8 protein-coding genes are annotated in these 14,389 nt (G+C 43.1%); 7 read left to right on the plus strand and 1 reads right to left on the minus strand.

The window, feature by feature from the left end; all coding sequences use genetic code 11:
* Positions 1-96: 96 nt before the first annotated feature.
* Positions 97-2,406, minus strand: coding sequence for a glycoside hydrolase family 20 protein (locus BMX50_RS33315; protein ID WP_091222291.1), 2,310 nt, complete (start codon positions 2,404-2,406; stop codon positions 97-99).
* A 181-nt stretch (positions 2,407-2,587) separates the two neighbouring features.
* On the opposite strand from BMX50_RS33315, the gene BMX50_RS33320 reads away from it, so the two are divergent.
* The 7 genes from BMX50_RS33320 (at position 2,588) to BMX50_RS33350 (ending at position 14,389) form a co-directional block, all read left to right on the plus strand.
* On the plus strand, positions 2,588-3,523 hold the full coding sequence (locus BMX50_RS33320) for a ring-cleaving dioxygenase (RefSeq protein WP_091222295.1): 936 nt from the start codon (positions 2,588-2,590) through the stop codon (positions 3,521-3,523).
* 8 nt (positions 3,524-3,531) lie between these two features.
* Positions 3,532-4,155 (plus strand): alpha/beta hydrolase, encoded by a 624-nt coding sequence (locus BMX50_RS33325; protein WP_091222300.1) that lies wholly within the window; start codon positions 3,532-3,534, stop codon positions 4,153-4,155.
* 271 nt (positions 4,156-4,426) lie between these two features.
* Positions 4,427-5,011: an RNA polymerase sigma-70 factor gene (locus BMX50_RS33330; protein WP_091222304.1), complete on the plus strand. Its 585-nt coding sequence runs from the start codon at positions 4,427-4,429 to the stop codon at positions 5,009-5,011.
* A 152-nt stretch (positions 5,012-5,163) separates the two neighbouring features.
* Positions 5,164-6,321: a FecR family protein gene (locus BMX50_RS33335; protein WP_091222308.1), complete on the plus strand. Its 1,158-nt coding sequence runs from the start codon at positions 5,164-5,166 to the stop codon at positions 6,319-6,321.
* A gap of 269 nt (positions 6,322-6,590) precedes the next feature.
* Complete coding sequence (locus tag BMX50_RS33340) at positions 6,591-9,911, plus strand: TonB-dependent receptor (RefSeq protein WP_167668173.1); 3,321 nt, start codon at positions 6,591-6,593, stop codon at positions 9,909-9,911.
* Positions 9,912-9,955: 44 nt separating this feature from the next.
* Positions 9,956-11,449, plus strand: a complete 1,494-nt coding sequence (locus tag BMX50_RS33345) for a RagB/SusD family nutrient uptake outer membrane protein (RefSeq protein ID WP_091222317.1) — start codon at positions 9,956-9,958, stop codon at positions 11,447-11,449.
* A 174-nt stretch (positions 11,450-11,623) separates the two neighbouring features.
* Entirely contained in the window at positions 11,624-14,389 is a 2,766-nt protein-coding gene (locus BMX50_RS33350; protein ID WP_091222321.1) for an alpha-L-rhamnosidase, read from the plus strand.

Here is a 14,389-nt window from a genome sequence, read left to right on the forward strand (position 1 = left end):
GAATTTGAATTTATTGAATTAAAAGAATAGACAGAATGCTTAGTAAATTCAATAAATTCCCACAATTCAATAAATTCGAGTTCAGACAATCATGGTTCAATTCACCACTATCTCATCCACCATCAGCCATGCCTTTGCGCCCGGAATATACTCTCCAGGCGGGATAATGCCTTTGTTGGTTGCTTTTACCCTGATATACCTTGCCTGTTGGGTTTTGATGTTTGCCCTTACCGCGTTGATACCGTTATCCGGGAAATCGGTTTGGCGGTAAACTTCGGTATAATTGCTTCCATCTGTTGATACCTCAAAGGTAAGCAATGTTGGTTCCCACATTTTTTGCCAGTGGTATTTTAAGATATTGATCCCTAATTTGGATACATTTTGCATCGATCCCAGATCAACTACTGCTTCGAGATCATCTCCAGCAAAGCCATACCACTGACCATCGTTGTACAGTTTACTGCCGAAAACACCGTTAACCAACCCAAAGGTGTTACCCGGATTGTAGCCGCCCTGTGGCTGGTTTTTAAGTGTTACTGTTTTGCCAATGGCCTGATGAATAGTAAACAATTTTTCATAAGTCCGGCCATGCTGTTTGCCATTATTAAAAACAGCTGCTTTAATGATGCCTGATGATGCTATTGTAATTGCACCTGTATAACCTTTGCTGTTTAAGCCCGGCTTGGTACCATCTGTTGTATAAAATATTTTAGCGCCGGGTAAAGTTGTTTGGAGATTTAACGCCACCTGATGATTAGCTGTTTCGATTACAGAATCGGTGATCTCGTCAAATACCTCAGCAGCATTTATATTCAGATTGCTTAAAGGTTGATGATACCTCAATCGTTTTAAAAAATCATCATAGTTTTTGCTTTGCTTAGGGCTCCATGCAACCTCAGCCAAAGCCAGCATCCGCGGAAATAACTGCCGCTCGGCTTGTGCCGGGCTGGCCATGTATTCGCTCCAGGCGTTGGCTTGTACGCCTTTAATATACTTTGCTTCCTCTCCGCTCAATTCAGCGGTTATTGGTTCATAATTATAAACCTTGCTTAGTGGCGTATAACCTCCGCCTGCTAATGGTTCGGCAGGATAAAGCGATTGGTAATAATCCAGGTACACATATTTTTCGGGTGTCATGATGGCATCATGATGTTGTTTGGCAGCAGCTATGCCGCCTTCTTCACCTGTCCAGCTCATTACCGTTGCACCGGGTGTTAGGCCGCCTTCCAGTATCTCGTCCCAGCCAATGATCTGCCTGCCTTTGCTGTTCAGGTATTTCTCCATCCGGCCGATGAAATAGCTTTGCAGTTCCTTTTCATCTTTCAGATGTTCGTCTTTGATCCGTTTTTGACATTTAGGACAGGTTTTCCATTTGGTTTTAGGGCATTCGTCGCCGCCGATGTGAATGTATTTTGAAGGAAACAGCGGAAGTACCTCATCCATCACATTTTGCAAAAAGGTGAAAGTTTCTTCGTTTCCGGCACAATACACATCATCAAAAATTCCCCAGTAAGTAGCGGTTTTATATGGCCCGCCGGTACAGCCTAATTGTGGGTAAGCAGCCAACGCCGCCAGTGCATGTCCCGGCATTTCAATTTCCGGGATTACGGTAATATGCCTTTGGGTAGCATACTTTACAATTTCCTTTACCTCATCCTGGGTGTAATAGCCGCCATAACGGGTGCCATCAAACTTATGCGGACTGTCTTTTTTATGGCCGATGATGGTTTCATCGCGGTAAGCCGAAATGCTTTGCAGCAAAGGATATTTTTTTATTTCTATGCGCCAGCCCTGATCATCGGTAAGGTGCCAATGGAAAGTATTGATCTTGTATAGTGCCAGCAGATCTATCCATTGTTTAATGGCGTCCGGCTTGAAAAAATGGCGGCTTACATCAAGGTGCATGCCCCGGTAGGCAAAGCGGGGATAATCAGTAATAGTGTAACCTTTAACCCTTATTTTATCTTTACCGATATCCAACAATTGAATAAGCGATTGCAAGCCATAAAAAACACCGGCCTCATCATGTCCGGTAATGATTATTTGATGAGGTTTAACCACTAAGGTGTATCCTTCGGGTTGGCTAATACTTTTTGGGTCGAGCTGCAGCCACAAATTTGATGCAGCCATCTTGTGATTTACAAAAGGTCCGGTTTCATGGATATCTCTGACCAAACTTATGTAATGCCTAAAAAAAGTGACATTACTTGCTTTGATGCCGGGACCTAAACCAATAACAAATTCCCTGGGAAACGCATAGGTGCTATTGTTACTTTTTATTTTAACTGGCTGGGGTATGACACCCTCCGTATAGATTTGGGCTTTACCCGGCAAGACAAAGGCTATACACAAAATAAAAGCAATGGTTTTTATAAATCTGAGGAAGAATAAGTTATAACTGATCATCAAAGTAAATGTAAAGCCGAATATACTTTTTTTGAGGAAAGGCGGGTAATAAAATCGCTTCTCTTCAAAAAAACACTTCCCCGTTTTTCTTATCCTACATCAAGTGCCGCCGGTGATTTTGACCGTAATTTTGAATCATAATAACACAGCAAGTATTAAACGATTTAAAACAAGGAAAACAATGGAAAACACTATAAACGGCATTCACCACATCACTGCAATTGCTGGCAATGCTAAAAAGAACTATGATTTTTATACCCGTGTATTGGGCTTAAGGTTGGTTAAAAAGACTGTAAATTTTGATGACCCAGGTACATATCACTTATATTATGGCGATGGTAACGGTACTCCCGGCTCTATCCTTACTTTCTTCCCGTGGGAAGGTATAACAGCCGGCAGGCGCGGCGCGCGCCAGGTAACTGAGATTGGTTATTCGGTACCAGAAGGCAGTCTTGATTTTTGGTTGAAAAGGTTTGAAGACAACAACGTGATCTACAACAAACCGGCCGAAAAATTTGGCGAACAGTATCTTACTTTCCTGGATCCTGATGGTTTAAAGTTTGAGCTTATCGTGCCAAAAACTGCCGATAACCGCACACCGTGGGAAACGACCGAAGTAACTGCTGCCAATGCTACCAAAGGTTTTCACAGTATTACCATTACATCAAACAAAATTGAGGCTACTGCCAAAATATTAACCGGTGTTTTAGGCTACCGCTTGCTGGAGCAGCATGTTAACCGCTACAGGTTTATCACCGATGCAGTTGAAAATGCCGCCATAGTTGACCTGGTTGAGGTTCCGGGAGAAGTTGCCGGTCATGTAGCAGGTGGTTCTGTTCATCACGTTGCATTCCGTGTACCTAACGAAAAAGTGTTGATGGAATATCGCGAAAAAATAGCCAGCCTTGGTTTGCATATCACCGATAAAATAGACAGGAACTATTTCTACTCATTATACTTCCGCGAACCGGGTGGTGTTTTGTTTGAAATAGCAACCGATAACCCGGGCTTTGCAGTTGATGAACCCGCCGAGTTATTAGGCACCGGCTTAAAATTACCTACACAGTACGAAAACCTGCGGGGCGAGTTAGAAAAAACATTACCATCATTAGTTTAATCAGATAGATGTACAGGCACACTAAACAGGTTGTTTCGGCGGGAGTTCCCGCCGAACAGGCTAAAAAAGCTATTATTATGCTGCATGGCCGCGGAGCATCGGCAAGCAGTATAGTATCGCTTAAAGATCATCTTGAGTTGGATGAATATGCCATCTTCGCGCCGCAGGCTAATGAGCATAGCTGGTATCCATACAGCTTCATGGCGCCGGTGCAAAACAATCAACCAGCCCTTGATTCGGCACTTGAAGTAATTGGCGAACTGGTTGAGGATATTAAACAAAAAGGAATAGCACAGGAAAATATCTATTTCCTCGGGTTTTCTCAGGGGGCGTGTTTAACACTTGAATTTACCGGTCGCAATGCCGGCAAATACGGGGGCATTATAGCTTTTACCGGCGGGTTGATAGGCGAGCAGTTGGTTAAAGAAAACTATGAGGGTGATTTTAATAACACCCCGCTATTGATCACCACCGGCGACCCCGACCCACACGTACCCGTGAGCAGGGTTAACGACAGCGTTGATGTATTAAAAGCATTGAATGCTGATGTTACCCTCAAAATATATAAAGGCCGCCAGCATACTATCTCGCACGAAGAAATAGTATTGGCAAATGAGATATTGAAGAATTGATTGTTTTCAAAGTTGAGTGTTTTAAGAGTGGAGAGCTGCCCGGAGGGGTAGCTCTTTTTTGTTTTCGGTATTAACCGGCGGTGTGATAAATGAGGTATTGTGTGCAGTTACCGACGGTTTTTTGCTTATTTTTTATTAATATTTAACACTTTGAAATTGTTGCTAAATGTTTCATAATTAGCAAGTAAGCTTATTTTTACTTTTTAAATATAATAAGTTAATATTTAAGTAATTTTAGCCTTTGTTTTTCTGATAACTTAATTGGTAGACTATGTCTGATAAAATTGTGATGAGCGATACGGTGCTCATTAGCCGCTTAAAGGCTGATGATGAAACGGCGCTTACCATGATCTACAGACGATACTGGGCTTCGCTCTTTAAGGCTGCCTATAATATTTTGAAAGACAGGCAGGCCTGTGAAGACATTATCCAGGAGCTTTTTATTAAGCTTTGGGATTGCCGTGCCGAAGTGGAGATCAGTGTATCGCTGAAAGCTTACTTATATGCTTCGGTACGCTACGGCGTTTACAGGCAAATCAGGACCGGCACCCTCGTGAGAAGCGAGATTTTTGATGATTTGATAGAACGCCTGCATACCCCGGCTACACATAACAGCATCGAACACAAAGAACTCTTATTGCAAATAAGCCAGGTAATTGATACTCTGCCCGATAAATGCCGGGAAGTTTACAAGCTGAGCCGCGAAGAATGCCTTAGTCATAAGGAAATTGCGCTGCAGCTAAATATCTCTACCAAGACCGTTGAGAACCATTTAACCAAAGCCCTTCGCGAATTGCGCGGTTCGTTGGGAGCCGCTTTTATTGTAGAAGCTTTGATGTTTTTCTTAGATAAATAACACCGATTTTATTTTAATAGATTACTGTTAAGTGTCTGGTAATCAGTTTGTATTTTACTTTTTAAATATCCCGCTAAAATTATTTTAATTTTTTTTCATTTCGGAGTAGGGGATACCCCTGTTTTTTTACTCTCCCTCACAAAACCACTGTTGTGCAAAAACAAGAATTTTTACAGTTGATAGAAAAATACCTGGCCGGGCAAACAACTGCCGCGGAGAAGGAACAGCTGTTGAATTTTTTTGAAAGCTTTCAGGGGGATACCGACGAATGGGACGAAAAGGTTATTGGGGTTAGGCAGGAACTGGAAGGCCGGATGTTAAATAACATCAGGCAGGCGATAGCCCAACCGGTGCTTAACAAAAGCCCTAAAGTTGTAAGTCTGCATTTTTTCAGAAATGTTGCTGCAGCAGCTATACTACTGGCCGTATCGGGTACCGCTGTTTATCATTGGTATCACAAACACGAACAGCAACAATTAGCCGCCCAAAACAAAGCCGTTGTAAAACATGACGTTGATCCTGGTGATAACAGGGCGGTTTTGACACTTGCCAACGGCTCTAAACTGATATTGGACTCTGCCAGGATCGGCTTGCTGAACCAGACGGGTAATATCAGTGTTAATAAAACCAAAGATGGACAAGTAGTTTACTCTGCCGACAAAGATCAGCAAAATGGTCCTGTTGCCTATAATACTATCAGTACCCCACGTGGAGGACAGTACCAGGTTGTGCTTGCTGATGGTTCAAAAGTATGGCTTAATTCTGCGTCATCTTTGAAATTCCCTACAGTATTTACCGGTAACGAACGTACCGTTGACCTTACCGGCGAAGGTTATTTTGAAATAGCCAGGAATAAGGCAAAACCTTTTAATGTAAAAGTTAAGGATATTAATGTGACAGTACTGGGTACGCATTTTAATATCATGGCCTACAATGATGAGGCCGCTGTTAAAACTACCCTGCTTGAAGGCCTTGTTCGGTTAACACAGGGTAATGTAAGTGATATGTTAAAGCCTGGTCAGCAGGGTGTTATAAATGATAAAGGCATTAAAATTATTGATGTTGATACCGACGAAGCGGTAGCCTGGAAAAACGGCTTCTTTGACTTTGAGCGGGCAAACATACAAGATATTATGAAGCAGCTTTCGAGGTGGTATGGTACCGAAGTTATGTACGAAGGTAAAATACCTGATGATGAGTTTGTAGGTAAGATCAGGAGGGATGTAAAACTATCACAGGTGTTACATATCCTTGAATTAAGCCATGTGCGTTTTAGGATTGAGAACAAAAAGATAATTGTTACCCCTTAAAATAACGGCAACTGATTTTTAACTGCTAAACATCAACCTATGGAGAAAAACTGACTATAATTCCTCAAAATATTCCAACCTAAGTTTCCTTATCCAAATGAAAGAAAAGCCGGAAGCGCTGCAACGCTTCCGGCATAATGAATTGGATCAAGCTTTCCTGAGTTTTCAATAACAGATTTTTTTAACCCAAACATCACGAAGTTATGCATTTAAACTTTACTGGTAAAGTATTTAGTGCCTTTGGTACACATTCAAAACTGTTTTTGACGATGAGATTAACCGTCTTATTACTAACTATCGGCTGCCTGCAGCTAAGTGCTAAAAGCTTTTCACAATCTATAACGCTGAACGAGAGATCTATAACGCTTGATAAGGCTTTTAAAGCAATTGAAAAGCAAAGCGGTTATTATTTTTTCTACAGGTATAAGGATATTTCAAAAATCAAACCGGTTAGTCTGTCATTAACTAACGCCACATTACAGGAAGCACTGCTGCAGTGTTTTAAGGATGAGCCATTAACTTTTGTTATTGACGATAAGAATATCATCGTAAATAAGAAAGATGCCGCCGCAAGCGCCACGCAGGTACCTATTACCATTACGGGTACTGTTGTAGATGATAAAAACCAACCGCTTCCGGGTGTTAATGTTAAAGTAAAAGGTACTAATGTTGGCGCTATAACAGGAGTAGACGGTAAGTATACGCTTAGTGCCGAGGACAACGGGGTATTGGTGTTTACTTTCATCGGTTTTCAAACCAAAGAAGAACCGGTGAATAAACGCATCTCCATAAACGTTGTTCTTCAGGAGGATAACAAGGAATTAAAAGAGGTTGTGGTTGTGGGCTACGGTAACCAGGAACGGAAGGATGTAACTGGGGCAGTTGGATCCGTTAAAATGAATAACGTTAAAGAGATCAAGACGGCAAGTCTTGATTTGAAACTGGCGGGCCAGTTGGCTGGTGTTACAGTGAACCAGGTAACCGGTACCCCTGGTGGCGGCGTATCTGTTAATATACGTGGTGCTGGTTCGGTAGGTGCAGGGGATGATCCGCTGTATGTGATTGATGGTTTCCCGATTTCGCCGGGCTTTGACCAGTATCAAAATCCGTTAAGCACGATCAATCCGGATGATATAGAAAGCATAAGCGTTTTAAAGGATGCCGCCTCTACAGCTATTTATGGGTCCCGTGGTTCAAATGGTGTAATCCTTGTTACTACAAAACGAGCTAAAAAAGGCGAATCTTCGGTAACCGTAAATACATCAACAGGTGTACAAACCATTTTGCCGCAGAGCAAGCTCAAAATGATGACTGCTACAGAATTTGCACAATGGCGCAAGGAGGCTATCCAGGACGCCAATGCTGTTAACGGAACAAATAACCCGATACCTGCAGAGTATCAAAACCCGGCTAAATACGGTGCCGGAACCAACTGGTTTGATGCGGTAACCCGTAATGCACCTATGCAAAATTACGATGTAACCGTAGCTAATGGTACCGACAAGGTAAGGTCTTTATTTTCTTTAGGGGTTTTTGACCAGCGTGGTACGGTTATCAATACTGGATTTAGAAGATACTCTATCAAAGCCAATATGGATGCCGACATTACAAAAAATGTTACTGCGGGCCTCAGTGTTGCGCCAACTTACAGCCTTCGTAACCTTCAGCAAACGGATGGGCATTTTCTTACCGCTGCGCTAAGTCAGGCTTACCTTGAAAGCCCGCTGGTGCCGGTAAAGCAACCTGATGGGTCATATACAAATGTGATCGGCTCGCCGGGAACCTTTCAAAATAATAACCCTGTAAGTGCGCTTGTGAATACAACCAACAAGTATAAAAATTTCCGCACACTGGCAAATACTTATGTTAATTGGGAGGTTATAAAAGGCCTTGATATTAAATCAACCTTCGGTATTGATTATCAAAACAACAGTGGTGATTATTTTCGCCCTTCATTTCTTGGTGCTTTTAACCAGCCTAACCGTGATGGAACGCAGGTTAAAGCAACCGGAAACTTCAGCTCTTCAAATTCCCTTAACTGGTTAAACGAAAACTCAATAACCTATAAGCATACCTGGAATGATCACACCCTTACTGTGTTGGCCGATTATTCGGTGCAGCAGGAAGAGTCTCATTATCGTTTTGCTTATGGTACAGGTTTTCCTGATGATGTTATACAATCAATGAACCACGCCACCATTGTTACTGCAGATGCAGGTGATGCAGTGTGGCGGCTGCAATCGGTAATTGCAAGGGTTAACTACGCGTATAAAGATAAATATCTTTTGGGTGCTTCAATCCGCCGGGATGGTTCTTCACGCTTTGCGCCGGGTCATCAATGGGGTACTTTCCCGTCAGTATCTGCTGGCTGGCGTATCTCTGACGAATCGTTTTTCCCTAAAACAGGTTTTATAGATCAGCTTAAATTTACCGGCAGCTGGGGGCATGCTGGCAATAATGCAGTGGGTAATTACGAGTCAATTCCGCCTGTAACCCCTGAAAATTATACTTTCGGAGGTGTTTTGGTACCCGGAGCGGCTGTTACCGATCCCGGAAATCAGGAACTTGGCTGGGAAACCACAAGGCAACTTGATATTGGTATGGATCTATCATTGCTAAAGGGCCGTATATATATCATTGCCGAGTACTATAACCGTTATACCCAGCGAATGCTGCAATATATCGGTATTCCACCGGCATCAGGCTATTCCGGAGCGTTATCCAACGTTGGTAATGTGCGTAACCGCGGGTGGGAGTTTACTGTTACAACTAAAAATATTGTTGGCAGCGGCTTTAACTGGAGCACAGATTTTAACCTGTCATTTAACCGTAACATGGTTTTAAGCCTGGGTTCAACTGATCATATTTATGATGCGCCAATTAATGATAACCCTACAAGTATTACAAAAGCAGGCTTGCCACTTGGCCAGTTTTACGGTTATATTTTCGAAGGTATCTTCCAAAATCAGGCCGAGCTTGATAAATACCCGCATTTTGATGGCGAACAGCCTGGTAATATCAGGTATAAAGATGTTAATAACGATGGTGTAATTGATGGTAGCGATCAGGTACCTGTCGGTAACCCATGGCCTAAATTTACCTTTGGTTTTAATAATCATTTTTCCTATAAAAGCTTTGATATGAATATCATATCAGCTGGCTCGGTTGGCGGACATGTGTTTGATATGTACAAACAGTATACTACCAATTTAGATGGGGTGTTTAACGTTGAACAATCGGTAATGCAGCGCTGGCGTTCGGCTTCGCAGCCGGGCGCGGGTATATTGCCAACAACAGTATCAAATACAAACCTTGCGCGTGATTATTATCCATCGTACTGGGTTGAAAGCAACTCATACCTGATGGTGAAAAATATTGATCTGGGATATAATTTCAAAACCAAGTTCAGCAAAAACTTCAGAGTTTACTTTAGTGCGCAAAATGCCATACTAATAACCGGTTATAAGGGAGGCAATCCCGAGGTGGCTATCGAAGGGCAGGACGGCAACCGCTCATTGTCGCCCAATGTCAATTTTACAGGATACCCGGTATCTGCCATTTACACCATTGGATGTAATGTGACTTTTTAAATGCTAAAGAGTAAGTAACACGAAAAACTTTAACTACTGAAAACATGAAAAAAAACATATACATTTTTTTTATTGCTGCAACAATAGGAATGACTGGTTGTAAAAAAGATTACCTATCGCTTCAACCAACAGATCAGCAAACAAAAGAAAACTTTTATCATACAAAAGCTCAGTTTCAACAGGCCATCAACGGGGCCTATGCGCCGTTGCAGGGCTTGTATAGCGGTTCGTTTTGGGCCATGGGCGAAATGCGCTCTGATAATACTTCATATGAATATGATCCATATGACCGCTCCGGAACCGATAAGGAGGAGATTGATGAGTTTAGGGAATTAAACAATAACGATATTGTTGATTCGTATTTTAACACCTCCTATGCCGATATTCAGCGGTGCGATATCATACTGGCAAGGCTCCCTGCAAGTACAGTTGATGCGGCATCGGCAGACACCATTGCAGGGCAGGCGTATTTTCTTCGGGCATTTAATTATTTTAACATCGTGCGTATGTATGGCGATGCGCCGTTGGTACTTACCGAAACAGAGTCGGTTAGCGATGCTTTTAAAGTAGCAAAGCGGGTGCCGGCTGCAAATATCTACACGCAGATAATTGCGGATGCCCAGGCAGCTGTATCTAAATTGCCATTAAGATATTCGGCACTGACCGACAAAGGGCGGCTTACTAAAGGAGCTGCAGAAACGCTGCTTGCCGAGGTTTACATGACCCAAAAGAAATTTGACCTGGCTATACCGCTGCTTCGTGCAATTATATCGTCAGGTGCTTATAGCCTGAATGCCGATTATGCCGATAACTTTGATATTCATAAAGAAAACGGCCCCGAGTCGATATTTGAAATCCAGTATATTGAAGGGCCTAACGGGCTTGGCAGTGATTTTGTTGATACTTTCATTCCCTGGGATTACTATGATACTGATATTACCGGTTATGAAATAGCTAACGGCGCTCAAAATGGCTGGAATATCCCTACGCAAGATCTGGTAAATGCTTATGAAGAGGGTGATAAAAGAAGGGACGCCTCCTTAACTGATTTTACATCAGACGAATACGGCATTGATTTACCATTTATTAAAAAGTATCAAAGTATTGGGGCTGTTAAGGGGATTACAGGTAACAATTTCCCTGTTTATCGCTATGCCGATGTTTACCTGATGCTTGCCGAATGTTTAAATGAGCAAGGCTTTGCAGGCGGTGGTGATGCTTTCAAATACCTTAACCTGGTTAGGGAGCGCGCCGGGCTTGAACCTAAATCAATGGGGAACGCTAATCCTGATTTAAATGTTTCCAGCCAGGATGCGTTCCGCGCGGCAATAGCACATGAGCGCCAGGTTGAACTCGCTTTTGAAAATCACCGCTGGTTTGATTTGCTTCGTACCGGCAAGGCCACTGAGGTAATGAAAGCACATGCTATCAGCGAACGTGCCTATAAAAATGATTCATGGCAAATTAATTCGGCTGCCTACAGCAATATTCGTTTGCTTTTCCAATATCCTCTTAACGAGGGTAACCTTGAGCATTGATAATGTTACATGTCCCGGTTAAAACTTTTACCGGGGCATATTACGTTTATACCTGTATATTGCAATGAACGCATCATTTTTCGGCCTGCTCAATAAAAATTACAGGTGCATATCAAAACAATATCGCTGTTAAAGTATATTTAATAGCATAAACTATTAAACCCCAAAAAAGGTATGTGTAAAAAGGTATGCACACGCATCATTATATTGCTTTTTTCGTATCTGCCCGTCATTGTACACGCTCAAAAAGCGCCACCTGTTCCGCCGCCTTTCAGGGTTGATAATCTGATTTGCGAGTACAAAATAAACCCGATCTCTATAGATGCGGCCAATCCCCGTCTTGGCTGGAAGCTAATTACCCGCGACCGAAACGTTCAGCAAGTTGCTTATGAAGTGCGGGTAGGCAGCAATGCTGTTTCACTGTTAAAAGGCAAAGAACTGCTCTGGACATCGGGCAAAGTTGCATCCGGCGAATCGTTGCACGTTTACTATGGCGGCCCTGCGCTTGTCTCACGGCAAAAAGTTTACTGGCAGGTACGTATCTGGAATAACAGGCAGCAGGTTACTCCCTGGAGCATGGTTAATTCATGGAAAATGGGTTTGCTTAAACCAACCGATTGGAGCGCAAAATGGATAGAAGATAATTACCTGTCGGATACCACCGGTGGCCCGAGCCCCATGTTCAGGAAAACGTTTAAACTTGATCATAAAGTGCGTGCCGCGCATTTATACATTACTGCACATGGGTTATATGAAGCACAGTTTAATGGCAAAAGGATCAGCCGCGACTACTTTGCGCCAGGATGGACAAGTTACAACAAACGCCTGCAATACCAGGTTTATGATGTAACTGCCGATTTACTGAAAGGTGATAATGCCATTGGCGTAACCCTTGGCGATGGCTGGTACCGTGGCTATACCTATAATCACCGAAAAAATGTTTATGGTACCAAGCTTGGTTTACTGTTTCAGTTAGAGGTTGTATATACAAACGGCAAGCGTGTACTTATCAATTCCGACAAAACCTGGAAGGTGGCTTATGGCCCAATCCGCTCATCATCGTTTTTTGATGGTGAGGTTTACGATGCCCGCAAGGAAAAGAAAGGCTGGTCGACCATTGCATACAAGGATCTCAACTGGGATTCGGTGCGAACGATTGATACCATTAAAGATAATTTAGTGGCGTCTTTTGGCCCCCCTGTGCGTAAACACGAAATGTTTAAGCCCCTAAAAGTATTTACTACTCCGGCAGGTGAACATGTGGTTGATTTTGGTCAAAACCTGGTTGGCTGGGTACAATTTAAACTGAAAGCTAAAGCGGGGGATACCATAAAGCTTTTTCATGCCGAGGTTTTGGATCAGAAAGGAAATTTCTACACTAAAAACCTGCGTACTGCCAAACAGGAAAATACTTATATTTTCAAGGGGGACAGCGTTGAGACTTTCGAGCCGCATTTTACCTTTCAGGGTTTCAGGTACCTGAAGGTAGAAGGCTATGACGGTCAGCTGGATTCAACGAATGTAGTGGCCAATGCCGTTTACTCAGACATGGCGCAAACGGGGATGTTCTCAACTTCCAATCCGCTTATTAACCAGTTACAGCATAATATCCAATGGGGGCAAAAAGGTAATTTTATTGATGTGCCTACCGATTGCCCGCAGCGTGATGAGCGTATGGGCTGGACGGGGGATGCTCAGGCCTTTTGCCGTACGGCCACCTTCAACATGGATGTAGCCGGATTTTTTACCAAATGGCTGAAAGATCTTTCGGCCGATCAGCATAAAAACGGGGCTGTACCTTATGTGATTCCTGATATGCTGGATAGTGCTTCGGCAGCGGCTTCGGGTTGGAGCGACGTTGCTACCATTGCTCCCTGGAACATTTACCTGGCCTATGGCGATAAGCAGGTGTTGGAAAATCAATATCCAAGCATGATAGCCTGGGTGGGCTACATTACTAAACATACCCGCAACGGTCTATGGGATACCGGTAACCACTTTGGCGACTGGCTGTTTTACGCCGGTACCGATTATGCCGATGGTGCTGCCCTTACCGATAAAAATCTGATAGCCCAGGCATTTTATGCCTACTCTACCCAACTGGTTGTCAATGCTGCTACCATATTGGGTAAGCAGGATGATATTAAAAAATACACCGATCTGCTGGCCGATATCAAAAAGGCTTTCCTGGCAGAATATGTTACACCCAACGGGCGCATGATCTCCGGCACGCAAACATCTTACGTACTTGCACTGAACTTTGACCTGCTGCCCGAAAACCTGCGCGAATCTGCAGCCAAAAGGCTGGTAAACAATATTGAGGATTATGACGAGCACATTACAACAGGCTTTTTAGGCACACCCTACATCTGCCACGTGTTAAGTCGTTTCGGTCACACCGATATCGCCTATGACCTGTTGATGAAGGAGTCATACCCCTCATGGCTTTATCCCGTAAAAAACGGGGCAACTACTATATGGGAACGCTGGGATGGCATAAAACCCAACGGTACCTTTGAAGACCCGGAGATGAACTCCTTTAACCACTATGCTTATGGCGCTATAGGCGACTGGATGTACCGCGTTATCGCAGGCATCAATACCGATGAGGCTGCTCCGGGTTTTCATAAAATAAATATCTTCCCGCATCCGGGTGGTAAACTCACCAATGCCAATGCCGAGCTGGAAACGCTTTACGGCAAAGTAAAATCGGCCTGGAGTATTGATAATGGCATTTTTACGCTTGATATTATCGTGCCGCCAAATACAACCGCCACCATCACTCTGCCGGCTGTTGATGGCCCGGTTACTGAAGGTAATATTGATATCAATACCAATAAAGATATTGCCAATATCAAACCGGTGGGCGGCGACATGCAAATGGATATAGGCTCGGGTATTTACCAGTTTAAATATATCTTAAAAACGCATAAAAAATAG

The organism is Mucilaginibacter gossypiicola (assembly GCF_900110105.1).
GTDB classification, from domain to species: domain Bacteria; phylum Bacteroidota; class Bacteroidia; order Sphingobacteriales; family Sphingobacteriaceae; genus Mucilaginibacter; species Mucilaginibacter gossypiicola.

Coding starts and splice junctions, on each gene's coding strand:
- BMX50_RS33330 (WP_091222304.1), top strand. CDS start 4,427: ATGTCTGATAAAATTGTGATGAGCGATACGGTGCTCATTAGCCGCTTA.
- BMX50_RS33325 (WP_091222300.1), top strand. CDS start 3,532: ATGTACAGGCACACTAAACAGGTTGTTTCGGCGGGAGTTCCCGCCGAA.
- BMX50_RS33340 (WP_167668173.1), top strand. CDS start 6,591: ATGAGATTAACCGTCTTATTACTAACTATCGGCTGCCTGCAGCTAAGT.
- BMX50_RS33315 (WP_091222291.1), bottom strand. CDS start 2,406: ATGATCAGTTATAACTTATTCTTCCTCAGATTTATAAAAACCATTGCT.
- BMX50_RS33350 (WP_091222321.1), top strand. CDS start 11,624: ATGTGTAAAAAGGTATGCACACGCATCATTATATTGCTTTTTTCGTAT.
- BMX50_RS33345 (WP_091222317.1), top strand. CDS start 9,956: ATGAAAAAAAACATATACATTTTTTTTATTGCTGCAACAATAGGAATG.
- BMX50_RS33320 (WP_091222295.1), top strand. CDS start 2,588: ATGGAAAACACTATAAACGGCATTCACCACATCACTGCAATTGCTGGC.